This window comes from Burkholderia sp. lig30 (genome assembly GCF_000687455.2).
GTDB lineage: Bacteria > Pseudomonadota > Gammaproteobacteria > Burkholderiales > Burkholderiaceae > Burkholderia.
Window position 1 is genome coordinate 37847 of record NZ_JGVW01000082.1, and the last position, 22759, is coordinate 60605.

The 22759-nt window shown below is 67.0% G+C and carries 21 protein-coding genes and 1 pseudogene; 5 read left to right on the forward strand and 17 right to left on the reverse strand.

The window, feature by feature from the left end:
- Nucleotides 1-20: 20 nt before the first annotated feature.
- From LIG30_RS14690 to LIG30_RS14705, 4 genes are all read right to left on the reverse strand, one after another.
- On the reverse strand, nt 21-1079 hold the full coding sequence (locus tag LIG30_RS14690) for a sulfate/molybdate ABC transporter ATP-binding protein (RefSeq protein ID WP_038713340.1): 1059 nt from the start codon (nt 1077-1079) through the stop codon (nt 21-23).
- Between the two features lie 13 nt (nt 1080-1092).
- Nucleotides 1093-2010, reverse strand: a complete 918-nt coding sequence (gene cysW / locus LIG30_RS14695; RefSeq protein WP_038713341.1) for a sulfate ABC transporter permease subunit CysW — start codon at nt 2008-2010, stop codon at nt 1093-1095.
- Nucleotides 2007-2894 (reverse strand): sulfate ABC transporter permease subunit CysT, encoded by an 888-nt coding sequence (cysT, locus tag LIG30_RS14700; RefSeq protein WP_038713342.1) that lies wholly within the window; start codon nt 2892-2894, stop codon nt 2007-2009. The genes cysW and cysT overlap by 4 nt, the downstream gene beginning before the upstream one ends.
- Nucleotides 2895-3027: 133 nt before the next feature.
- Nucleotides 3028-4065: a sulfate ABC transporter substrate-binding protein gene (locus LIG30_RS14705; protein WP_038713343.1), complete on the reverse strand. Its 1038-nt coding sequence runs from the start codon at nt 4063-4065 to the stop codon at nt 3028-3030.
- Nucleotides 4066-4333: 268 nt separating this feature from the next.
- Between LIG30_RS14705 and lexA the strand changes: the two genes are divergently transcribed.
- The 3 genes from lexA to LIG30_RS14720 are packed head-to-tail and all read left to right on the forward strand — an operon-like array spanning nt 4334 to nt 6039.
- A complete protein-coding gene (gene lexA, locus LIG30_RS14710) occupies nt 4334-4975 on the forward strand; it encodes a transcriptional repressor LexA (protein ID WP_038713344.1) in 642 nt (213 codons plus the stop codon).
- Between the two features lie 32 nt (nt 4976-5007).
- Complete coding sequence (locus LIG30_RS14715) at nt 5008-5340, forward strand: hypothetical protein (protein ID WP_038713345.1); 333 nt, start codon at nt 5008-5010, stop codon at nt 5338-5340.
- Between the two features lie 27 nt (nt 5341-5367).
- Nucleotides 5368-6039 carry a DUF2939 domain-containing protein gene (locus tag LIG30_RS14720; protein WP_038713346.1) on the forward strand — a complete coding sequence of 224 codons (672 nt, stop codon included), beginning with the start codon at nt 5368-5370 and terminating at the stop codon, nt 6037-6039.
- A gap of 87 nt (nt 6040-6126) precedes the next feature.
- Here the strand turns inward: LIG30_RS14720 and LIG30_RS14725 are convergent, their stop codons facing one another.
- Nucleotides 6127-6633 carry a universal stress protein gene (locus tag LIG30_RS14725; protein ID WP_038713347.1) on the reverse strand — a complete coding sequence of 169 codons (507 nt, stop codon included), beginning with the start codon at nt 6631-6633 and terminating at the stop codon, nt 6127-6129.
- Nucleotides 6634-6831: 198 nt separating this feature from the next.
- On the opposite strand from LIG30_RS14725, the gene nodI reads away from it, so the two are divergent.
- Both nodI and LIG30_RS14735 read left to right on the forward strand, forming a co-directional pair.
- On the forward strand, nt 6832-7845 hold the full coding sequence (gene nodI, locus LIG30_RS14730; RefSeq protein WP_442856857.1) for a nodulation factor ABC transporter ATP-binding protein NodI: 1014 nt from the start codon (nt 6832-6834) through the stop codon (nt 7843-7845).
- A 6-nt stretch (nt 7846-7851) separates the two neighbouring features.
- Nucleotides 7852-8685: an ABC transporter permease gene (locus LIG30_RS14735; protein ID WP_038713349.1), complete on the forward strand. Its 834-nt coding sequence runs from the start codon at nt 7852-7854 to the stop codon at nt 8683-8685.
- Nucleotides 8686-8752: 67 nt separating this feature from the next.
- Here the strand turns inward: LIG30_RS14735 and LIG30_RS14740 are convergent, their stop codons facing one another.
- The 12 genes and pseudogenes from LIG30_RS14740 to LIG30_RS25350 all read right to left on the reverse strand — a co-directional run.
- Complete coding sequence (locus LIG30_RS14740; protein WP_038713350.1) at nt 8753-9175, reverse strand: hypothetical protein; 423 nt, start codon at nt 9173-9175, stop codon at nt 8753-8755.
- Nucleotides 9176-9264: 89 nt separating this feature from the next.
- On the reverse strand, nt 9265-10326 hold the full coding sequence (locus tag LIG30_RS14745) for a permease (RefSeq protein WP_038713351.1): 1062 nt from the start codon (nt 10324-10326) through the stop codon (nt 9265-9267).
- A complete protein-coding gene (gene mnmH, locus LIG30_RS14750; RefSeq protein WP_038713352.1) occupies nt 10323-11417 on the reverse strand; it encodes a tRNA 2-selenouridine(34) synthase MnmH in 1095 nt (364 codons plus the stop codon). Before mnmH ends, LIG30_RS14745 begins: the two co-directional genes overlap by 4 nt.
- A 143-nt stretch (nt 11418-11560) precedes the next feature.
- Entirely contained in the window at nt 11561-12613 is a 1053-nt protein-coding gene (locus tag LIG30_RS14755; RefSeq protein WP_038713353.1) for an NADP(H)-dependent aldo-keto reductase, read from the reverse strand.
- A gap of 147 nt (nt 12614-12760) precedes the next feature.
- The gene (locus LIG30_RS14760; protein ID WP_038713354.1) at nt 12761-12970 is read right to left on the reverse strand and encodes a hypothetical protein; all 210 of its coding nucleotides are present in this window, start codon (nt 12968-12970) and stop codon (nt 12761-12763) included.
- A 151-nt stretch (nt 12971-13121) separates the two neighbouring features.
- Nucleotides 13122-13652: an adenylyl-sulfate kinase gene (gene cysC, locus LIG30_RS14765; RefSeq protein ID WP_038713355.1), complete on the reverse strand. Its 531-nt coding sequence runs from the start codon at nt 13650-13652 to the stop codon at nt 13122-13124.
- A gap of 14 nt (nt 13653-13666) precedes the next feature.
- Complete coding sequence (locus LIG30_RS14770) at nt 13667-14536, reverse strand: esterase (RefSeq protein ID WP_038713356.1); 870 nt, start codon at nt 14534-14536, stop codon at nt 13667-13669.
- Nucleotides 14530-15714: a glycosyltransferase family 9 protein gene (locus LIG30_RS14775; protein ID WP_038713357.1), complete on the reverse strand. Its 1185-nt coding sequence runs from the start codon at nt 15712-15714 to the stop codon at nt 14530-14532. Before LIG30_RS14775 ends, LIG30_RS14770 begins: the two co-directional genes overlap by 7 nt.
- Complete coding sequence (locus LIG30_RS14780; RefSeq protein ID WP_038713358.1) at nt 15711-17798, reverse strand: tetratricopeptide repeat-containing sulfotransferase family protein; 2088 nt, start codon at nt 17796-17798, stop codon at nt 15711-15713. Before LIG30_RS14780 ends, LIG30_RS14775 begins: the two co-directional genes overlap by 4 nt.
- 241 nt (nt 17799-18039) lie before the next feature.
- Nucleotides 18040-20751, reverse strand: coding sequence for an autotransporter domain-containing protein (locus LIG30_RS14785; RefSeq protein WP_160326700.1), 2712 nt, complete (start codon nt 20749-20751; stop codon nt 18040-18042).
- A gap of 559 nt (nt 20752-21310) precedes the next feature.
- Nucleotides 21311-22309 carry a flagellar motor switch protein FliG gene (gene fliG / locus LIG30_RS14790; protein WP_038713359.1) on the reverse strand — a complete coding sequence of 333 codons (999 nt, stop codon included), beginning with the start codon at nt 22307-22309 and terminating at the stop codon, nt 21311-21313.
- 132 nt (nt 22310-22441) lie between these two features.
- A pseudogene (locus tag LIG30_RS25350) lies at nt 22442-22567 on the reverse strand (IS5/IS1182 family transposase); the annotation flags it as partial.
- Nucleotides 22568-22759: the final 192 nt, after the last annotated feature.

Sequence of the window (22759 nt, forward strand, 5' to 3'; positions counted from 1 at the left end):
CACGTGGTGCCGCGCCGGGATCAGCGCGCCGGGAACACCCTCGCCGCACGCGGCACGGCCTTCGCGCCGTCGCCGACCTGCAGCGCGAGCGCGCGCCACGCGTCGCGATCCAGCTCCGCTTCGAGCGCACCGCCGGCGCGCGCCTCCAGTTCGACGCGCACCGAGCCGCCGAGCGGCACCACGCGGCGCACGTCCACCGCGATGCCCGCCTGCGCCGCATCGCCCGCCGGCACCAGTTGCAGGTCGTGCGGCCGCACATACGCGTGCGCCGGCCCGGCGAAATCCGCTTCGACGGCGATCGGCCCGGCCGCGCCCTCGGCGACGAAACCCTGGCCCGCGACCGTGCCCGGAAGCCGGTTCGCCGCGCCGAGGAACTCGTAGACGAACGCGCTCTGCGGATGATCGTAGACGTCCTGCGGGCTGCCCACCTGCTCGACGCGCCCGCGATTGAGCACGACGATCCGGTCCGCGACCTCGAGCGCCTCCTCCTGGTCGTGCGTGACGAAGATCGTCGAGATGTGCAGGTCGTCGTGCAGCCGGCGCAGCCAGCTACGCAGCTCCTTGCGGACCTTGGCGTCGAGCGCGCCGAACGGCTCGTCGAGCAGCAGCACCTTCGGCTCGACCGCGAGCGCGCGGGCGAGCGCGATGCGCTGGCGCTGGCCGCCCGACAGCTCGGACGGATAGCGCTGCGCGAGCCAGTCGAGCTGCACCAGCTTCAGCAGTTCATGGACCTTCTCGCGGATCGCCGCCTCCGACGGCCGCTCGCGGCGCGGTTTCACGCGCAGCCCGAACGCGACGTTCTCGAACACGGTCATGTGGCGGAACAGCGCGTAATGCTGGAACACGAAGCCGACCTGCCGCTCGCGCGCGCCGACCGACGCGACGTCCTGCCCCTGCAGCACGACCTGCCCCGCGTCCGCGTGCTCGAGGCCCGCGATCACGCGCAGCAGCGTGGTCTTGCCGCAGCCGGACGGCCCGAGCAGCGCGACCAGCTCGCCCGCCGGGAAGTCGAGCGACACATTGTCGAGCGCCGCGAAATCGCCGAAGCGCTTCTGCAGATTACGTACGGTGATGCCCATCCTGGTTGCCTCTTTACGAATTCGACGAAGTGACGGCGGAGCCGGCGATTTCTGCGTTCATGTGGCGCTCCGCGAGGAGCTTGAGCGCGAGCGTGACGAGCGCGAGCAGTGCGAGCACCGACGCCACCGCGAACGCGGCCGCGAAGTTGTACTCGTTGTAGAGAATCTCGACGTGCAGCGGCATCGTGTCGGTCTGCCCGCGGATATGGCCCGACACGACCGACACCGCGCCGAATTCGCCCATCGCCCGCGCATTGCAGAGGATCACGCCGTACAGCAGGCCCCACTTCACGTTCGGCAACGTCACGCGGCGGAAGATCTGCCAGCCGGACGCGCCGAGCACGCGCGCGGCCTCCTCCTCGTCGCTGCCCTGCGCCTGCATCAGCGGGATCAGCTCGCGCGCGACGAACGGGAACGTCACGAAGATCGTCGCCAGCACGATGCCGGGCACCGCGAAGATGATCTGCACGTCGTGCGCCTGCAGCCACGGCCCGAACCAGCCCTGCGCGCCGAACAGCAGCACGTAGATCAGGCCGGAAATCACCGGCGACACCGAGAACGGCAGGTCGATCAGCGTGGTCAGCAGCGCCTTGCCGCGAAACTCGAATTTCGCGATCGCCCACGACGCGCATACGCCGAACACGAGGTTGAGCGGCACGGCGATCGCCGCGACGCTCAGCGTCAGCTTGATCGCCGACCAGGCGTCCGGATCGGCGAGCGACTCGAGATAGAAGCCGGCGCCCTTCCGGAGCGCCTCGACGAATACCGCTGCGAGCGGCACGACGAGGAACAGCCCGAGGAACACCAGCGCGACGCCGGTGAGCAGCCAGCGCACCGCGCGCGGCTCGCTGACGGGGTTGAGTTCGCGCGCGGCGCGCGCGCGGGCATTGGACGACGACACGTTCAGCACGGCGGTGGTCTCCTGGCTCATCGCTGGCCTCCCGCCGCGGCTGCGGCAACCGGCGCGGGACCGCTCGCGCCGCGGCTGGTGCGGTGCTGCAGATACCACTGCAGCGTGTTGATCAGGAACAGCATCACGAACGACACAACAAGCATCACGACGGCCAGCGCGGTCGCACCCGCATAGTCGTATTGCTCCAGCTTCGTGATGATGAGCAGCGACGTGATCTCGGATTTCATCGGCACGTTGCCGGCGATGAAGATCACCGAGCCGTACTCGCCGAGCGCACGCGCGAACGTGAGCGCGACCCCGGTCAGCAGCGCCGGCAGCACCGCGGGCAGCACGACGCGGCGAAACGTCAGCCAGCGTGACGCGCCGAGGCACGCGGCCGCCTCCTCCTGCTCGCGCTCGAAATCCTCGAGCACCGGCTGCACGGTGCGCACGACGAACGGCAGCCCGATGAAGGTCAGCGCGACGAGCACGCCGAACGGCGTGAACGCGATCTTGATGCCGAGCGGCGCCAGCAACTGGCCGATCCAGCCGTTCGGCGCGTAGACGGCGGCCAGCGAAATGCCGGCGACCGACGTCGGCAGCGCGAACGGCAGGTCGACGATCGCGTCGACGACCCGCTTGAACGGAAACGTGTAGCGCACCAGCACCCACGCGACGAGAAAGCCGAACGCGGCATTGATCAGCGCGCCGCCCAGCGCGGCCGAGAATGTCAGCCGATACGACGCGAGCACGCGCGGCGACGTCACCGCGGCGACGAACTGGTCCCACGACAGCGTCGCGGTCTTGAGAAAGGTGGCGGCAAGCGGGATCAGCACCACGAGGCTCAAATAGGCCACCGTGATGCCGAGCGTCACGCCAAAGCCGGGCAGAGCGCTCGGCTTGCGGAAGGTGAAGGTCGTCATCGGATGCGCTTCCGGGTCAATCACATGGGTTCGACGGACGTCGCCGGCGCGGGTGTCGCGCCGGCGCGGCCGCCGGTGTCGCGGCGCGCTCGCCGTGGCGGCGCGCCTGCTTCTTGGTCTGGCTGATCTGGCGTTACTGCGGCTTGTAGATCGAATCGAACACGCCGCCGTCGGCGAAATGCGTCTTCTGCGCATTCGTCCAGCCGCCGAACGTATCGTCGACCGTGTACAGCTTCAGCTTCGGGAACTGCTTCGTCAGCTCGGCCGGCACGCTCTTCGAACGCGGCCGGTAATAGTTGCGCGCCGCGATCTCCTGGCCTTGCGGGCTGTACAGGAAATTCAGGTACGCGTCGGCGAGCTTGCGCGTGCCCTTCTTGTCGACCACCTTGTCGACGACCGCGACCGGCGGCTCGGCGAGGATGCTCGCGGACGGCACGACGATCTCGAACTTGTCCGGCCCGAACTCCTTGATCGACAGGAACGCCTCGTTCTCCCACGCGATCAGCACGTCGCCGATGCCGCGCTGCACGAAGCTCGTCGTCGCGCCGCGCGCGCCGGAATCGAGCACGCCGGCGTTCCTGTACAGCTTCGCGATGAAATCCTTCGCGCCCTGCTCGCTGCCGCCCGGCCGGTGCTGCGCGTATGCCCACGCCGCCAGGTAGTTCCAGCGCGCGCCGCCCGAGGTTTTCGGATTCGGCGTGACGATCGACACGCCCGGCTTGATCAGGTCGTCCCAGTCCTTGATGTGCTTCGGATTGCCCTTGCGCACGAGAAACACGATGGTCGACGTGTACGGCGACGCATTGTCCGGCAGGCGCTTTTGCCAGTCCTTCGCAACCAGCCCCTTGTTCGCGAGCGCGTCGATGTCGTACGCGAGCGCGAGCGTCACCACGTCGGCCTGCAGCCCGTCGAGCACCGAGCGCGCCTGCGCGCCCGAGCCGCCGTGCGACTGCTTGAAGTTGACCGTCTCGCCCGTCTTCGCCTTCCACTCCTTGCCGAACGCCTGGTTGACGTCCTGATAGAGCTCGCGCGTCGGGTCGTACGACACGTTCAGGAACGTCGTGTCCGCCTGCGCGTGCGCCGCGACGCCGAGCGCGGCGGCCGCGCCCAGCGCGAGTGTTGCGATCAGGCGGCTCGCCCCTTTCACCAGCCCCGTATTGCGCTTGACCATCCGTGGTTCTCCAAGTGTTGTCCGGATTGCGATGTCGGGCCAGTCTAGCGAACGGCTTACATGATTAAAAATAATCGTTCCTTATTTTTTAATACCAAAAAGTGCTAACGAAGGCCCGGCGGGCGATTGTCGCGGATGAACCGGCGCTGCGGCGTCGCGCGATCGCGGCGAAACCGGCGCGAGCGCGATGAACCTCACGTAACACTTGAAATTCGCCGAGTACTGTATAAAAATACAGCTTACTGTCTATCCATACAGCAGTTGAACCATGACCAAACTCACCGCCCGCCAGCAACAAGTGTTCGACTTGATCCGCCGCGCGATCGAGCGCTCCGGCTTTCCGCCCACGCGCGCCGAGATCGCCGCCGAGCTGGGCTTCAGTTCGCCGAATGCGGCCGAGGAGCATCTGCGGGCGCTCGCGCGCAAGGGCGTGATCGAGCTGGCGGCTGGCGCATCGCGCGGCATCCGCCTGCTGGGCCTCGACGACGCCCCGCACCAATTCACGCTGCCGCACGCCGGCCTGATGCAGTTGCCGCTCGTCGGCCGCGTCGCGGCAGGCAGCCCGATCCTCGCGCAGGAGCACATCTCGCAGCATTTCTCGTGCGATCCCGCGCTGTTTTCCAGCAAGCCGGATTACCTGCTGAAGGTGCGCGGGCTGTCGATGCGCGACGCCGGCATCCTCGATGGCGACCTGCTCGCCGTGCAGAAGCGCACGGAAGCGAAGGACGGCCAGATCATCGTCGCGCGGCTGGGCGACGACGTCACGGTCAAGCGCCTGATGCGCCGTCCCGGCGGCATCGAGCTGATCGCGGAGAACCCGGATTACGAAAACATCTTCGTCAAGGCCGGCAGCGCGGAATTCGCGCTGGAAGGCATCGCCGTCGGTCTGATTCGCTCCGGCGAACTCTGACCATCCGTCTCGATCCCGATCAGGAGAACATCATGGAACGCCTTGCCCGCCTGCTGCCTTTCCGCCAATTCGGCCGCCTGCGTCATCTGCGCGGCCGAAAGCCCTGCGCGCCGCTGTCCGCCGCGGCGCCTGCGAGTGTCGAAGCAGCCGAGCGGCAGGCGTCACTGCTGCCGTCCGCGTTGCCCGCGTTCGCGCGGGTGTCGCTGAACGCCGGCCTGAATCACGCGACGCCGGCCCGGCGCGCGCCGGTGCGGGTCTATCACGGCTCGTCACGCCTGATCATGGTCGGGACGATCGATGCGGTATGCCGGATGATCGATCATTGCATCGCCGAAGAGCATTCGGCCGCGCAACGCGGCGGGTGATCCCGTCCCGCCTGCCCCGGAGTCACCGTGAATCGCGCACCGCGCCACTCGCCGCGCCTCAAGCCGTTCCTGATCGTCGCGCTGGTCGTCGCCGTCATCACGGCGATCGGCTATGCGTATGCGTCGCCTTACGTCGCGCTCGACCGCCTCAAGCAGGCGATCGACGCGCGCGATGCGCAGGCTGTCAGCGAATACGTCGATTTTCCGTCGCTGCGCGTGAGCCTCAAGCAGCAACTGAGCGACACGCTGATGCGCCGGATCGATGCGCAGCAGCACGGCAATCCACTCGCGGTGATCGGCGCGCTGATCGGCTCGGCATTGATCGGGCCGCTGGTGGATGCCTATGCGACGCCGGAAGGCGTGGCCGCGTTGATGAGCGGCATTCCGCCGCGCGGCAATCCCGGCGAACGCCCGCCCGAATGGGCGCAGCAGCCTTCCGGCACGCCGCCCCGCGCGCCGGCGGCTCTGCCGGCCGCACCGGCTTCGCAGGCCCAGACTTCACCGTCGAATCAAGCGTCGCCGGTCGACCAGGCACGCGCAAGCGCGCAGGCAGGTGCGCAAACGCGTGCCGGCTACCGGAATATCGATGAATTCGTCGTGACGTATCAGCACGGCGCCGACGGCGCGCGCTATGCGGCGATTTTCCGCCGCATCGGCCTTTTTTCGTGGAAGCTGTCGGCGGTCGATCTGCACGACTGAACCGTGACCGCCCGACGGCAGCCCCCCCGGCCTGTCGCGTCCCCCGCGCGGCATCGCCCGGCGAGAGACGCCCCCCGTGTTGACCGCTCAGCTGGACGTCGTGGACGTCGCGGAAGCCGCATCCCGTTCGCGCGCGATCTCGGCGCGTTGCTCCTCCGGCGACGAGCAGGCGACCAGGATGCTGCAGTCCACCCGGTCGAGCAGTTGCGTATTGCCGGAGCCCATCCACCAGCGCGACAAGCCGCTGCGGCGGCGGTGGCCGACGACGACCAGATCGACTTTCAGTTCCGCGGCGAGGTTGGCGATCTCGTCGATCGGGTAGCCGAACGCGAAATGCCCTTCCGCCTGCACGCCGCGCTCGCGCAACCGGTTCACGCCTTCCTGCAGGATTTCCCGCGCGGTTTCCTCGAAGCGGCCGCATGCGACGTCGGTCAGCAATCCGGCGCTTTGCGCGATGCTGGAGCGCATGTCCACCACCGACAGCAGGTGCGTCTCGGCGTTCAGGTCCCGCGCGAGATCGGCGCCGCAGCGAAGCGCCTTGCGTCCCTCGAGCGTACCGTCGTAGCACAGCAGGATTTTCTTGTAGCTAGCCATGGAGCCTCCCATACGGGACAACGTGTCCTACGGAACAATCATGGTGCGATGCAATCGAGGATGCAAGAGATGGAAAACGCTGATTCGACCCGCGTGCCGGATACGCAATGATGCAGTGCAGGAGCGGCACGCGGCTGCATGCATACCGTGCGTTCGCGCACGGTGCGAGCGCGGGCAATGCACTAGAATGGCCCGTTGATGTTGCATGATTGCGTCACATGCCGGCGCGGCCACCTCACCGGTTGTCCGCCGTGCGTGCCTGCGTTGCCCGTTGTACCCACGACAACCCGCTTGCCCATGTCCGTCGCACCGATCGATTTACTGAACGTTGAAAAACGCTACGGCGACAAACTCGTCGTCAATGGCCTGTCCTTTCGCGTGCATGCCGGCGAATGCTATGGCCTGCTCGGCCCGAACGGCGCGGGCAAGACCACGACGCTCAGGATGCTGCTCGGCCTCACCTATCCGGATGCCGGCACCATCTCGCTGTGCGGCGAGCCGGTGCCGGCGCATGCGCGTCACGCGCGGCAGCGGGTCGGCGTCGTGCCGCAATTCGACAACCTCGACCCCGATTTCACGGTTCGGGAAAACCTGCTGGTGTTCAGCCGCTATTTCGGTGTGCCGGCACACGAGGCGCGCGCGCTCGTGCCGTCGCTGCTCGAGTTCGCGAAGCTCGAGAGCAAGGCCGACGCGAAGGTCAGCGAGCTGTCGGGCGGCATGAAACGGCGCCTTACGCTGGCGCGCGCACTCGTCAACGATCCCGACGTGCTGGTGCTCGACGAGCCGACGACGGGCCTCGATCCGCAGGCGCGGCATCTGATGTGGGAGCGTCTGCGCTCGCTGCTCGCGCGCGGCAAGACGATCCTGATCACCACGCACTTCATGGAAGAAGCCGAGCGTCTGTGCGACCGCCTGTGCGTGATCGAGGAAGGCCGCAAGATCGCCGAAGGCGCGCCGCACGCGCTGATCGAATCGGAAATCGGCTGCGACGTGATCGAGATCTACGGCCCCGATCCGGCCGCGCTGCGCGACGAACTGGCCGCGCTCGCCGAGCGCACCGAGATCAGCGGCGAGACGCTGTTCTGCTACGTCAGCGATCCGGAGCCGATCAACACGCGGCTCAAGGGCCGCGCCGGCCTGCGCTACCTGCATCGCCCCGCCAACCTCGAAGACGTGTTCCTGCGGCTCACCGGCCGCGAAATGCAGGACTGACCGATCATGGACGTTCGCCCGTATTCCGCCCCCGCCACGCCACACCGGCCCCGCGAGTCGCGCTTCGCGATCGCGATGCCCGCGAACGCGACCAACTGGATCGCGGTATGGCAGCGCAACTATCTCGTATGGCGCAAGCTGGCGATCGCGTCGATGTTCGGCAACCTCGCCGACCCGATGATCTACCTGTTCGGCCTCGGCTTCGGCCTGGGCCTGATGGTCGGGCACGTCGACGGCGTGTCGTACATCGCATTCCTCGCGGCAGGAACGGTCGCGTCGAGCGTGATGATGTCGGCGAGCTTCGAAGCGATGTATTCGGGCTTCTCGCGAATGCACGTGCAGCGCACCTGGGAAGCGATCATGCACACGCCGCTCGCGCTCGGCGACATCGTGCTGGGCGAGATCGTCTGGGCGGCGAGCAAGGCGATGCTGTCGGGCGCCGCGATCATGCTCGTCGCGGGCCTGCTCGGCTACGCGCACATTCCGTCGATGCTGGTCGCGCTGCCGGTGATCGCGCTGGCGGGCCTCGCGTTCGCGAGCGCGGCGATGATCGTCACGGCGCTCGCGCCGTCATACGATTTCTTCATGTTCTATCAGACGCTCGTGCTCACGCCGATGCTGCTGATGTCCGGGGTGTTCTTCCCGCTGACGCAGCTACCGGAGATCGCGCAGCATGCCGCGCATGTGTTGCCGCTCGCGCATGCGGTCGAATTGATCCGGCCGGCGATGCTCGGCCGCCCCGCCACGCACGTCGGCTTGCACGTCGCCGTGCTGGCCGGCTATGCGATCGGGGGATTTCTGCTGGCCGCCCGGTTGTTCAGGCGGCGGATGATGCGCTGAGCGCGCGGCGCGCGACCGGCACGCCACGCGCGATCGGCCTGCCCGCGACGCGCGCAGGCCGCGGGCGTCACTCGTCGTCGTCGCCCCACGGAATCTCGACGTCGGTCAGGAACGCGACGGTCGCAAGCGGCCCCCCTTCTTGGCGGCCGAGCTTGCCGTCCGCGCGGTGCCATTCGACACGGAACTGGGTGCCCGGATCGTCGGCGACCAGATAGACGGCGCGCAGCTCCTCGGGGTCGGCGTCGGCGACCGGGCCGTCGAACGACACGAGCATCTTCTGCGGCCAGAGGCCGTTGACCGGGTCATAGATCCGGTCGCCCTGCGGAATCTCGATGCTGGCCTCGACGCCGATCGTCGCGGAGGCCTCGACGATCATCTTGCCCAGCGCGTTCAGCACGGCGGTCGCGCGCGCCGAATTGGCCTGACGAATCGCGAGATCGCCGCGCGTCAGCGCCTGCTCGAGTTTCGGATGAACCTTGTGTTGCGTCATGCGTTGTTCCTGACTATGTGTGTCTGAATGATTGCGCCGCGCGCGCCACGGCGCCCGGCGACGGGTAAGAGGAAATGGCGGCGGCCCGCTCAGAACCCGAGCGCGATCGCGAGCAGGCCGCTCGCGACCCCGAACGCGATGACGAGCGCCGCGACGATCGTCAGCATATAGGGCTTGAACGAGCGCGCGAGCATCGCGAGCGACGGCACGCTGATCGGCGGCAGCGTCATCAGCAGCGCGGCGGCCGGCCCCACGCCGATGCCGAGCGACAGCATCGCCTGGATGATCGGCACCTCGCCCGCGGTCGGGATCACGAACAGCATCCCCGCGACGGCGAACGCGATGATCCAGCCGATCTGGTTGCCGATGTCCGGGCCGATGTGCGGAAACAGCCACGCACGCGCCGCGCCGAGCACCAGCACGAGCACGAGGTATTCGGGCACGAGCCGCACGGTCATCCGCGCGAGGATCATCATCCAGCGCACGAACGGGTTGCCGGCTGCCGCCTGCTCGGCCGCGAGCGCGGCGAGCCGGCTGTCGTCGATCGCCCGGTCCTCGTCACGAGCCAGGCGGTTCAGCAGGTAGCCGATGCCGAACACCATCGCGATGCCGAGCACGAGCCGCAGCGCGCTCCACTGCCAGCCGAGCACGAAGCCCATGAACACCAGCGCGGCCGGGTTCAGCACGGTGTTGCCGAGCCAGAACGCCACCGCGCCGCCGGGCGACGCATTGCGCTCGCGCAGCCCCGCCACGACGGGCGCCGCGCAGCAGGTGCACATCATCCCCGGCAGCGACAGCAGGCCGCCCGCGGCGACGCTCGCGAAGCCGGTCCTGCCGAGCACGCGCGCGACCCAGTGCGCCGGCAGCAGCGCCTGCACGGCCGAGCCGAGCAACAGGCCGAGCACCATCGCCTGCCAGATCGCCTTGCCGTACGCCCACGCGTAGTCGAGCGCCGCCGCGAGCGACGGCGCGGGCGGCTCGGCCGACTTGCCCATCAGGATCGACTGGCCAATCGAATGATGCTCGGCGGCGACAAACGCCTTGTGATAGTACGGGAACCACTTCACGTAGAAGAGGCCCGCGACTGCGATCAGCAGAAAGGTCATCCAGCCGAGCACCGGGCTGGGAGATTGGGATCGGGTCGTCGTCATTGTTTCGTCGGAAGTTCGGTGGCGGAATCGGCCGGCAGGCCCGCGTCGGCGAGCTGCGCCAGCAGCGCTTCGGCTTGCGCGCGCGCATCGGGCGCATTGGGCCGGAAATGGAATTCAAGCACACAGCCCGGCTTGCCGAAATGCTCCTGGCTGCTGCGCGCATAGGCTGGATCGTAATGCCGGTCGATCAGTTCGCCAAACAGTTCGGCGCGTGCGCCGGCATCGATCATGTTGCACCAGCGCGCGACCTCGTCGCGGCTGTGCAGTCCGATCAGGCGCTCGAGCCTCGCCTTGAACACATCCGGGGAATCGAACAGATGGCGGTAGTCGTCCAGCAGGAACGCGATGCGCTCGTCGCGGGCCGCGTCGACGCGCACCCACGGCCCGGCGTGGAACGCGCGCATCAGCGCAATAGGCAAGTGCACCGCGCCGATCTTGCGGCTTTCGGATTCGACGAACACGGGCCGCGCCGGGTCGAAGCGGTCGAGCACCTCGACGAGCCGCGAATCGAACCCCTTCTGCGACGGCTGCGGGATGCCCGGCAGCGCGCCCAGCAGCGAGCCGCGATGGCACGCGAGCGCCTCCAGGTCGAGCGCCTGCGCGCCGGCGTCGCTCAACGCCTGCAGCAGACGCGTCTTCCCGCAGCCGGTATGGCCGACGAGCGCAATGTAGCGAAACCGCGACGGCAGCGTGTCGAGCGTCGCGCACACCGCGTGGCGGTACGCCTTGTAGCCCCCGTCGAGCTGACGCGCCTGCCAGCCGATCAGGTTGAACCAGGCCGTCATCGAGCCGGAACGCTTGCCGCCGCGCCAGCAGTAGATCAGCGGGCGCCAGTTGCGCGGGCGGTCGGCGAACGTCGTGTCGAGGTGGTGCGCGATGTTGCGCGCGACCATCGCGGCGCCCACGCGAGTCGCCTCGTACGGCGACACTTGCTTGTACATCGTGCCGACGATCACGCGCTCCTCGTTGCTGAGGACGGGTGCGTTGAGCGCGCCGGGGATGTGATCCTCGGCGAATTCGAGCGGCGTGCGCACGTCGACGATCTCGTCGAACTCGCCGGCGCGATCGAGGGTAACAATCAGATTCTTCAATTTGGCGTTACGCAGGGCGGCCCCGCCTGGGGGCGCCGCGGGTGAGGATGGCGGATGGGCGGGATTATCGCACGCGGCGGCCGCGCCCGGCTTGCGCGCGGCACATGCCCGTCGCCCCCCGCCGGGCGACCGGGCGTCGTCGCTTACGGCGCCGGGTTCGGCTGCAGCGCGTGCAGCGCGTCGATCTCCGCGAGCACGTCGTTGGACAGCCTGACGTCCACGCTGCCGATGTTCTCCTTCAGCTGCTCGAGCGACGTCGCGCCGATCAGGTTGCTGCGGACGAACGGCCGGCTGTTGACGAACGCGAGCGCAAGCTGCGCGGGCGACAGGCCGTGCCGCTGCGCCAGCGCGACGTAGCGCGACGTCGCCGCCACCGCCTGCGGGTTGCTGTAGCGCTGGAACCGCTCGAACAGCGTGATGCGCGCGCCATCCGGCCGCGCGCCGTTCTCGTACTTGCCGGTCAGCCAGCCGAACGCGAGCGGCGAATACGCGAGCAGGCCGATGCCGTCGCGATGCGTGAATTCCGACAGGCCGTTCTCGAACGTGCGGTTCAGCAGGCTGTACGGATTCTGGATGCTGACGATGCGCGGCAGGCCGAGCTTTTCCGCGGCACGCAGGAATTGCGCGACGCCCCACGGCGTCTCGTTGGACACGCCGATGTGGCGCACCTTGCCGGCCTTCACGAACTCGGCGAGCACCGCGAGCGTCTCCTCGATCGGCACCGTGTACGCGTCGTCGACCCACGGATAGGCGGGACGGCCGAACGTCGTCGTGCTGCGATCGGGCCAGTGGAGCTGATACAGGTCGACGTAGTCGGTCTGCAGGCGCCTGAGGCTGCCGTCGAGCGCCTCGGTCAGGTTCTTGCGGTCGAACTGGTTGCCCTCGCCGCGAATGTGGCGCGGATTGTGCGGCTGGCGCGCCGGACCCGCGATCTTGGTCGCCAGCACGATCCGGTCGCGCAGCGCGCGGTGTTGCGCGAGCCAGGTGCCGATGTACTGCTCGGTGCGCCCCTGCGTTTCAGGCTTCGGCGGCACCGGATACATTTCCGCGGCGTCGACCAGCGTCACGCCCTGCCCGATCGCGTAGTCGAGCTGCGCGTGCGCGTCGCGCTCCGAATTCTGCTCGCCCCACGTCATCGTGCCGAGCCCGATCAGACTGACCTCGATGCCTGAATCGCCAAGTGTGCGGTATTCCATGCTGTTCCTGTCGCGTCGGTGGAAAGGCACGAAACTAACACATTGAAGCATTTGCTTCAGACGCGTACCCGGCGCGCTTACGATCGGCCTGCGGCGCGACCAGCGTCGCTGCGGGCGCGGGATGACGCGGGCTGGCGGTGCGCGCCGTCAGGCCTTGCGCGACAGCCAGTCCTGCGCGAACTGCCTCGCGTGCTCGATCGCCGCTTCCTCGGTATCGAACTCGCCGAGCGTCCGGTACGACGCCTCGGGGTGGTAACCGATCTTCGTGAACACGACCTGCGCGGCGAACCTGCCCGCTTCGGTAGCGCGCGGCGCACAGTCGGCTTCGTAGCCGCGGAACGTGAAAACTGCCTTCATTGTTGCAACCATTTTTGAGACAGCAGGATCGTAGCACGGCCGCCCGGGCAGGTGACGACGCATGCGGTCCACCGCGAATTCACGCAGGCCGAACCGGCGCAACGGTTCGATGGAGATCGCGAGACTGTCGATGCCGGCCGTTTGCGCCGGATCAGCCGCGGTGCGTTGTCAGAAACGTCATTGTCGCGGCCACGCATTCAGCCAATGAGCAGGTCGCCGTATCGAGCCGCAGATCCGGTTCGAACGGTATTTCGTACGGGTCGCTGATCCCCGTGAAATTCGCGATGGTTCCCGCCCGCGCCCGGGCGTACAGCCCCTTCGGATCGCGCGCCTCGCACACTTCGATCGGCGTGGCGACGAACACCTCGGCGAACTGCGCGTCGCCCACGATCGCGCGCGCTGCCGCACGATCTTCCCGATACGGCGAAATCAGCGCGGCGATCACCGAGGTCCCGGCATCGTTGAGTTCCCGGCACCGGCGCGCGACGCGCCGGATGTTCTCGCTTCGGTCCGCCTTCGAGAAACCCAGATCGCGGCTGAATTCCGCCCGCACGACGTCGCCGTCCAGCACCCGGCAGTCCACGCCCGCCGCGCGCAGCGCATCGGCCACCGCATTCGCAAGCGTCGTCTTGCCTGCCGCGCTCAGCCCGGTCAGCCACAACGTGGTGGCAAGAGGTTGCATGTCACTCGTCCTCGTCATCGGTTTGCCGCCGGCGCATCCGCACACGCCGGCACGACGCTCAGCAACGCAGGCCATGCGCGGCTCCAGTCGCCATCGTGCGCGATGCCCGGTATCGTGCGCGCGGTTGCGCATCGGTGTCCGGTCTTGCTGATGAAACGCGCCGCCACTTCCGGCGGCACGACCGTATCGTCCGCGCCGCTGAAATGCACCTGTGCGACGGTTGCCACACGCGACGCGAAGTCGATCGGATTTTCCGATGCGGGCATCGCCGACACGTGATGCAGCCGGTTCACGAACTCGCTGTCCAGGTTGCCGGCCACGGTCCGGATCGATGCCACGTCCGTGCGCCGCGCCGCAACGAGCACCGCCAGCGCGCCCCCGCCGGAATAGCCGACCAGCTCGACCTTCTGTCCCGGAACCCGCGCGGCCAATTGATCGACTGCCGCGTCGAGCGACTCCACCACTTCCGGCGCGAAGCGCTTGCCGGTCCAATAGGGAATGCCGCAGCGCGGATTCTGTTCCATCGGGGTGAACTGGCACGGGCGCGCCAGGTACGCGACGTTTGGCGAAGGATCCGCCGCGGCCAGTGCGAGGCCCGTCGCATCGCGCGGCGTCGGGTCCAGCGACGGCTGGCTCCTGGAGATCCACGCGAGGCCGTCGCCCTCGATATAGACGACGAGCGGTGCGTCGGCGCGTGAAATCCGCACGAACGCCGTGAGCACGAACGCCGGCGTGCGGATCGGCTCGCGCGTCAGCCCCGCAGGCGCCGCCAGCGCATCGGCATGCTGGTTCCGGTCGAGCGACGCACAGCCCGTCAACACCGTCGCGACGGCCAGCAGCACCGCGACGATCCGGCGCGACCCTGTCGATACGGAACTCAACATGCGGACCTCGCGGATCTGGCGACGACACGATCGAGTTCCTGCGCCATCGCGGCGACGACACCCGCCCAGTCTCCGCGCGTGTGCTGCCGGAACAGCCGCATCGCCGGATACCACGGCGTGTCCACGCGACCGAGCAGCCAGCGCCAGTCGGGAACGAACGGCAGCATCGTCCAGGTCGGCCGGCCAAGCGCTCCGGCCAGATGAACGGGCGACGAGTCCACCGAAATCAGCAGGTCGGCGATGCTCAGAATCGCGGCCGTGTCCTCGAAATCCGCGATCTCGTCGCTCAGCGACACGAGCGACATGCCGGGCGGCGGCTCGGCCGCCTGGGCCGCGGCCGGCCCCTTCTGGATCGCCACATACGTGACGTCGGGCCGGGCCAGCGGCGCGAGCGCGGCCAGGCTCATCGAACGGTTCGCATCGTTGACGTGCGTCGGGCGCCCGGCCCACACCAGCGCCACCAGCGGTCCCGGCAGGCCCGCCAGGCGTTGCCGCCATGTGTCGATGCGCTCCGGGTCGGCGGACAGATAGGGAACCTGGCCGGGCAGATCGTCGAGCGTCAGGTTCATGGCCATCGGCAGGCCCATCAGCTCGCAGTGCACGTCGAACGGCGGCGGCAGCGCGCCGCGAACGACGATGTCGTCCGGGCCTTCGATGCGCTGCGCCAGCGACAGCGTCTCCGCATTGACCTCGAGAATCACGCGGGCGCCGCTTCTTGCTTTCGCCCACGCCACCATGCGCAGGAACTGGAAGGTGTCGCCGTAGCCCTGCTCGTCGTGAATCAGCAGCGTCTGGCCCGGGATCGGCTGCCCGTTCCAGCGCGGGCGCTGCACCTTGCGCTCGAGAATCTTCGTATGCGCCATGCCGTAGCGATGGCGATATTCGCGCCAGCCGCGCTGGAAATCGCCCGTCAGCAACAGGGTTTCGGCGAGGTTGAATCTCGCCGTCAGATCCCCCGGCGCGCAGGCGACCAGCATCTCCTGGATCGCGCGCGTCTCGCCCAGCTTGCCCTGCGGACGGATCGCGTCCGCAAGGACCTGCCACAGCGCCAGCGGCCCGCTGCCCGATGCCAGATACGGGCGCACCATGGCTTCGGCGTCCTCCAGCTTTCCGGCCGCGATCAGCGCGCGCGCCTCGCGCTCGATCGTCGCGATGTCGGGTGCGCTACCGGGGATCATCGCGCCTCCATCCCAAGCGCCGTGAGCAGCGGCACAAGGTGACTTGCGTACTGCTGCCAGCGCCCCTTCGACGTCGCGTAGATCGGTTGCCGCACCTGGTTGACGCTCGCGGTGCGCACCACCCGCCGGTTGTCGTGGAATTTCAGGCAACCGTCCTCCCACGGAAGGTCGAGGAAGTCGACCAGTCGACGCGCCTCGGCATCCAGGTCGTCCACCACCGACTCGTACCAGACTTCAATGAAGCGGTCGGCCGGCAACACCTGCCGCCAGTGCGCCATCAACGCTTCGTAGTATTGGTGAAACTCGCCCAGCTCGGTCTGTTCGTAGGTGAACCGCTGCTCGCCGGCGAATTGTTTCGTATAGCAGGACAGGCAGGTGTCGACCGGATTGCGGCGGCAATGGATGATCCGCGCGCCCGGCAGGATCAGCGGAATGAGGCCGGCGTACAGGAAATTGGCCGGCATCTTGTCGATCAGGCGCGCCCGTCCGTGCGAAAGCGGCGTGATGCGATCGAGGTAGGCGCGGCCGAGCTGCGCCGCGTCGTCGCGGGTGAGTGTGCCCGTCATGTCCGGGAAGGCCCCCGAGTTGTCGACGATCAGGCGCAGCGCCGACAGCTCGCCCGCGCCCGTGATCTGCGAGTGCGACGCCAGGATCTGTTCGACGAGCGTGGTGCCCGAGCGCGGCATCCCGACGATGAATACCGGCAGCTCCGACCGCGCGCCCGCGCCGCTCAGGCGCTCGAACAGCGCGGAATCGAAGGTTTCGGCGATGCGCCGCATCCACTGGCCCGTTGCGGCGGAATCGTAGGCGAAGGTGCCGCGCTTCAGGCGATTGGCGTCCGACAGATGCGCGAATGCGCGATCGGCATCGCCGGTATCGAGATACGCCTTGCCGAGCGCAAAGTGGGCCGAGATCCGGTCGGGCAGCGGCCGCCGTTCGCCTTCGGCGAGGAACGCCTCGAGGACCACGAAATCCTGGTCGCCCTCGAAAAACTTGCGCGCCTCGGCGCGGGCCGCAAGGATCTTCGCCGAGTCGGGGAACACCGCCAGCGCCCGATCAAACGCAGCGAGCGCCTCTGTCTTGCGGCCCGCTTCCATCAGCATCATCGCGCACCCGACCAGCGCGTCTTCGGCCACCGATCCGGGCAACTGCGCCGCCCGCTCGAACTCGGCCAGCGCCTCGTCGGTCTGTCCGAGCGACTGCAACACCGCCGCGAGCGTCTGATGCGCTTCAGCACTGTGCGGCGCGAGCGCCACCGCCTGGCGGGCAAAGCCGAGCGCATCGGCATTGCGTTCGAGTTGCCTGAGCGTCTTCGCGTACGCGACGAGCGCGGCCGGATGCTGCGGCGCGAACGCCTGCAGCATGTCGAGCGCGCGCAGCGCCGCTTCGTAATGGTGGCGCGAAGCCTCCACCTCGGCGAGATTCAGGTACGCGTCGACCAGTCCCGGATTGAGTTCGATTGCGCACTGCGCTTCGGCTGCCGCCGCGTCGTAGCGCCCCTGGGTCGACAGCAGGAACGCCAGGTTACTGTGTGCCTCCGCGTAGTCCGGATTGAGCGCCAGTGCCTGGCGGTAATGCGGCTCGGCCAGATCAAAGCGACCGAGCCGCCGGCAGGTGTTCGCGAGATTGTTGTGCGCATCAGCCCAGTCAGGCTGCAGCGCGATCACGCGTTCGAGGCACACGCGGCTCTCCTCGAACTTGCCCGCTTCCTGGAGCACGATGCCCAGGTTGTTCCAGCCGGCCACGAGCGTGGAATCCATCGCGACGGCACGCCGGGCGGCCTCCTCGCCTTCGGCGAGCAGGCCTTTCTGACGATACATTTCAGCGAGGTTGCTCACATAGACGGCCGGCGCACGCGGCGCGTCACATGCCTGACGCAGATGGCTGATCGCCAGATCCAGATTGCCGTACGCATGGGCCATCAGGCCGAGCAGATGCAGCGCATCGGCCTGACCGGGCCAGACGGCCAGCACGCGCTGACACCACTGTTCAGCCTGGGCGGCCTGACCGGCATTCCAGTGAGCGTGGGCGCGCTGAAGGGCTTCGGCAATGCTCAATTGTTCGGGCGCGACGGGATTCGACATGGATGGTTCGAAAAGAACTGACTCGGGGACGATGGAGAAGCGAAAACGAACGGTGAGACAGGATACAGGTGTATCGGGGCAAGACAAGGTTGAAATAGCGGGCACCCGCACATGCCCTTGAACGTGCGGCGGGTGCATTCCCCTATCGGCATGCGGGCGACCGGGTGGCGGTTGCCCGCCACCCGAGGCCCCGGCGGCAGACGCGCCCGCGCGCGCCTGCCGGCACGTCGGCGCGGCTCGGTCAGAACGCTTGCCGCAAACGCAGGCTACCGGTCTGCGACACGAAGCGCGGCGCCGCCTGCAGTTCGTAGCGGGCCGTCACGGTCAGGTTGTTCGCCCGCAGCAGCGTCACGCCCAGCGATACATCGGCCAGATCCGACACCGGCGCCGGTCCCACGGTCGTGAACGCCGTCGCCCCCATCGGGTCGGCCGCGAAACTTGCACCGGTGACCGTCTGCGTATGGTCGTATTCGTGAATCCACTTCAGCTGAAGATCCGGAACGATCACACCGTACTTCGTCTCGAAGCCGCGCTCGAGCCTCGCACCGAAGGCACTGCGCACCGAAGTGCTGTGCGTGGCACCCACCGACAGCGCCGCGCCGTTGCCGCCGCTCTCCGTATACCCGTTTTCGTGCTGGTAGCTGTATGTCAGGCTCGCCAGCGGCGTCACGGTCAGCCCCGCAACCGCCAACGGCCACCCGCCTTCCACGCTTGCCACGTATTGCTGGCCGCTGAACTGGCCATTGGCCACGCCCGAGAAACCCGTGAAATCGATCTGGCGCGTCGTGTCGAAGCGCTGCTGCACCACCCCGCCGCTCAGGTTCACATACCACGACGCGCCGAGGTAGTTCGCGTAGCCGATCAGGCCGTAGCCATTCACGCGGGTCGAGTCGCCCGCGCTGTTCTCCGTGCCGCTGATCAGCGTGTTGCTGTAGCTGAACACGCCCCCTGCGCGCCAGTGGTCATTGACCTGCCGGTCGACGCCGAACAGCAGCCCCCCATAGTTGGCGCTGTAGCCGTCGACCTGGTCGACCGCGCCCTGCCCGGCGTGCCCGCCGAACGCCCGGCCCCAGACGCCCCACCGCGGCGCGCCCTCGCCGGTCGCCACCCCCGATTGCGCCGACCCGTCACCGTCGGCCTGTGCCAGATGCAGGCTGTTCGCATGTGCAGCGACCACCGAGAGTACGTCGAAGGTCGTCGCCGCCGCCGCCCGTGCGCCGGCCGCCGAACGCGACGGCGCAAGCTGCGCACCGACGCGGTTGGCCTCGGCAGTGGAACCATGGGCGTTCACCGCGATCACCGCGTTCTGCAGGTTCATCAGCCCGACGTTCAAGCCGGTGTAGTTATTCAGCCCCCCGAGCGCCGCCTTCGAGTTCGGCGCCGTCGCGAGCGTCGGCCCGCTCGGCGTGGCAGAACAGCTGCCCAGACACACCACCAGATCGCTGTGACCGCCGACGCTGACGTTCTGCCCGATGATCGAGCCGCTGTAGCCGGTGGCCGAATAGTGCAGGCTGCCCTCGTTATACGAACCGGTCCCCGCCGCATCGACCACGATGAAGCGCTGGCCAGCCGCGAACGCATACCCCCGGCTCGCCAGGCTGACCGACGAGCCCGCGGCAACGGTGGCGTTGCCCGTCACCACCAGGCGCCCATAGCCGCGGTCCGCGGTCAGCGTGCCGGTTGTCACCGCACCCGAATTAACGCCAATCAGCAGCGTCGCGGCCTCACCCTGGCTGTAGTTGCCGGTGATCGTCATCGGTGCATTGACCTGCAGCGTCGCGCCCGTGTTGTTCACGCTGTGGCTGCCGACGTTGATGTTGTCATTCAGCAGCAGGTTGCCCGAACCGAATACCACATTCGAATTCGTATTGGCGATGGAGCCGATCACGCCGCCATAGCCGGTCAGCGTGCCGAAAGTCGTACCCGTGCCGCCGTTGATGGTCAGGTCGTTCGATGAATCGTTCTTGATGTTGCCCGCGATCACGCCGGCATTCGTGACCGGTCCAATGAAGCCCCCTCCGCTGTTATAGATCGCATCGCCACTGCTACTGATTGTCCCGCTGTTGATCAGGGTTCCGATGGTTCCAGAGTTGTCGATACCGAACTTGTAACCGCTAATCGTGCCACCACTCTCGTTTGACAGTGTGCCAATTGAGCTGTTGCTCTCATTGTCGATGCCGGTCGTCTCCCCGAAGATCAGACCGCTATTCTTCAAAGTGCCAATTGAGCCGTTTAAGAAGTTGGCGATACCGACGATGTCACCGCTAATCGTGCCGCCACTCTCGTTTGACAACGTGCCAATTGAGCCGCCGACCTCATTGCTGATGCCGCCCTGCAGCGCGTGAATCAGACCACTATTCGTCAACGTGCCAATTGAGCCGTTGTAGTTACGGATGCCGGCGTAAGTACCGCCAGAAATCGTGCCGCCATTTCCGTTTGACAGCGCCCCGATCGTGCCATCGTTGTAGATGCTCATGGTCAGCCCGGAAATCAGACCGCTGTTCGTCAGCGCGCCGATCGTGCCACCGTTTTCGTTGTAGATGCCGGCGCCAAGACCGGGGTCATTCACGCGACCGTCGCCATTTGACTGCGTGGCGGCAATCGTGCCGCCATTCTCGTTTGACAGCGTGCCGATCGTGCCGAGGTTGAAAATACCATAGCCGGAGACCGAGCCACTGACGGCCAGGTTGCTGCCGTCCCACGCCCATACGCCGCTGTTGCTTTGAGACGTACCGACCGTGACGGAAGTCCCATCAATGTCGGTGCCCACCTGGGCCATCGCCGCATGCGACATCGTCGCAAGCGATGCCGCCACGGCCAGCACTTTCGCATTCGCGCGGGCACGCTTGCGCTGCGTGCCTGCAGACTTGCGCCCTTGGGCGCACGCGAGTTCCGACACCACCTGGAACATCCCCAGGCTCGAACTCCACACAATGCGATATACCTGATTCAATCAGTTTCTCCGTTTTGCTTCGCTTAGCGACATGAAATAAGCGCCCCTCAAACAGGTCCGTAGCCGAGGTACAGCAGGCGCAGGGCACCAGCGGGGTGTAGGTGAAGTACGCGATGGCGTAGGCTGTCAGTACGCGAGCGACCGACACCGGTCCGCTGCGCTGACACTAGAGGCAGTCGTGCGAAAATTGCGCGCGCAACACATGCGGGTGTCTCCATCAGTCGCGCCAGCGATGGAATCTATCGAAACGCGCGGCGGAAAAGCTGACAAATCCTGACATGTCAGCCTGAAAACGCAGCGACGATTTTCAAATCCATTACATCCCGGGATCATGTCGTCTTTTCGACGGCATGGCAGCGCCTTGCGCGTTGCTCGATCCGCCGCTGACCGGCCTCTCCGGAAAATCGAATGCGCCGCCCTTGATCGCGTCGACCACCGCGCGCACGTCCGAATGCGCCGATTTATCGCCTGGGCTGATGCATGCTCAACAGAGATTCCCTTTTACTACTACCCGCGCTCCCTGAACCCCTGGCTTGCGATTCCGACGACACCCCGGATCTCACGAAACGTAGGCGTCTTCGGGGCGCTTCCCGATGACAATTTGCCCTTCTTCGGCGAGCTTGCGGACAACCTGCAAAATTTCCCGCTGCTTTTCCTCGACCTCGGAGACACGCACCGGGCCCATTGCATTGATGTCCTCGACGAACAGCTCGGCGGAACGCTTCGACATGTTGCCGACGAACTTCTGCCGCAACTGGGCATCGGCCCCCTTGATCGCAACGATCAGCGTCTGCGCGTCGATTTCCTTCATCAGCAACTGGATCGCCGCGTTGTCGAGATCCTGCAGATTGTCGAACGTGAACATCTTGTCGAGAATCTCTTGCGCGAGATCCGAGTCGTACTCGCGCACGTTGTCCAGTACGCTCTGCTCGAACGCGCTCTGCATGAAGTTGATGATTTCCGCGGCCGCGCCGGCGCCGCCGATCGGGCTGCGCCTGATGGTGTCGCCGCCGGACAGCAGGTCTCTCAGCACGTCATCGAGCTCTCTCAGCGCGATCGGCTGGATGCCGTCGAGCGTCGCGATACGCAGCAGCACGTCGTTGCGCAGGCGCTCCGGAAAGCTCGACACGACTTCGCACGCCTGATCCGCATCGAGGTGCACCAGCACCGTCGCAATGATCTGCGGATGCTCCTTTTTCACCAGTTCCGCCACCGACGCCGCATCCAGCCACTTCAGGCCTTCGATGCCGGTTGTCTCGCTTCCGCCCAGAATGCGCTCGAGGACCTGACCGGCCTTGTCTTCGCCAAGCGCCGAGGTCAGCACGGAGCGCAGGTAGTCGTCCGAGTCGAGGGCGAAGGCGGTCTGGCTCTCCGAATCGCGGACGAACATTTCGAGCGTCTCACTCACCTGCTCGCGCGTCAGGTTCTTCAACGCCGCCATCGCGGCGCCGACCTTCTGAACCTCGCGCGGCCCCAGAAACTTGAATATCTCGGCGGCATGCTCCTGGCCCAGGGCCATCAGCAGGATCGCGCTACTCTTGATGCCTTCAGCGTTCACAGGAAATCCAGGTCTTGATAAGGGCCGTGACCAGATCGCTTTCAGTATTCATGTCCGGCTGCGCAAAGAACGGCGCTCCCGGCCGCACGCGAAATGCCTTCGGCCACACACGAACGTTGCTTGGAGAGGGTTTCACAAAGACTGCCGAGTCCGTTGCAAGGTGTTCCAGAAACGCGTGCCGCAGCCGAGTTTGAGGAACGCTTCGTGAACGTCGGCACGCCGCTCGAAGCAGATATAGAGACGCCGGAAGCGGTGCAGCAATCCCCGCCCTCCCGCCGGCATGCGGGCGACCGGGTGGCGGTTGTCTGCCGCCCGGTGCCCCGTCGACAAGCGGGCCGCGCGCGCCCGCGGGCACGTCGGCCCGGCTCGGTCAGAACGCTTGCCGCAAACGCAGGCTACCGGTCTGCGACACGAAGCGCGGCGCCGCCTGCAGTTCGTAGCGGGCCGTCA

Bases quoted from the DNA above. Each gene is read 5' to 3' on its own strand.
- LIG30_RS14690 (WP_038713340.1), bottom strand. From the start codon at position 1,079: ATGGGCATCACCGTACGTAATCTGCAGAAGCGCTTCGGCGATTTCGCG.
- cysW (WP_038713341.1), bottom strand. From the start codon at position 2,010: ATGAGCCAGGAGACCACCGCCGTGCTGAACGTGTCGTCGTCCAATGCC.
- cysT (WP_038713342.1), bottom strand. From the start codon at position 2,894: ATGACGACCTTCACCTTCCGCAAGCCGAGCGCTCTGCCCGGCTTTGGC.
- LIG30_RS14705 (WP_038713343.1), bottom strand. From the start codon at position 4,065: ATGGTCAAGCGCAATACGGGGCTGGTGAAAGGGGCGAGCCGCCTGATC.
- lexA (WP_038713344.1), top strand. From the start codon at position 4,334: ATGACCAAACTCACCGCCCGCCAGCAACAAGTGTTCGACTTGATCCGC.
- LIG30_RS14715 (WP_038713345.1), top strand. From the start codon at position 5,008: ATGGAACGCCTTGCCCGCCTGCTGCCTTTCCGCCAATTCGGCCGCCTG.
- LIG30_RS14725 (WP_038713347.1), bottom strand. From the start codon at position 6,633: ATGGCTAGCTACAAGAAAATCCTGCTGTGCTACGACGGTACGCTCGAG.
- nodI (WP_442856857.1), top strand. From the start codon at position 6,832: ATGTTGCATGATTGCGTCACATGCCGGCGCGGCCACCTCACCGGTTGT.
- LIG30_RS14735 (WP_038713349.1), top strand. From the start codon at position 7,852: ATGGACGTTCGCCCGTATTCCGCCCCCGCCACGCCACACCGGCCCCGC.
- LIG30_RS14740 (WP_038713350.1), bottom strand. From the start codon at position 9,175: ATGACGCAACACAAGGTTCATCCGAAACTCGAGCAGGCGCTGACGCGC.
- LIG30_RS14745 (WP_038713351.1), bottom strand. From the start codon at position 10,326: ATGACGACGACCCGATCCCAATCTCCCAGCCCGGTGCTCGGCTGGATG.
- LIG30_RS14755 (WP_038713353.1), bottom strand. From the start codon at position 12,613: ATGGAATACCGCACACTTGGCGATTCAGGCATCGAGGTCAGTCTGATC.
- LIG30_RS14760 (WP_038713354.1), bottom strand. From the start codon at position 12,970: ATGAAGGCAGTTTTCACGTTCCGCGGCTACGAAGCCGACTGTGCGCCG.
- cysC (WP_038713355.1), bottom strand. From the start codon at position 13,652: ATGCAACCTCTTGCCACCACGTTGTGGCTGACCGGGCTGAGCGCGGCA.
- LIG30_RS14770 (WP_038713356.1), bottom strand. From the start codon at position 14,536: ATGTTGAGTTCCGTATCGACAGGGTCGCGCCGGATCGTCGCGGTGCTG.
- LIG30_RS14775 (WP_038713357.1), bottom strand. From the start codon at position 15,714: ATGATCCCCGGTAGCGCACCCGACATCGCGACGATCGAGCGCGAGGCG.
- LIG30_RS14780 (WP_038713358.1), bottom strand. From the start codon at position 17,798: ATGTCGAATCCCGTCGCGCCCGAACAATTGAGCATTGCCGAAGCCCTT.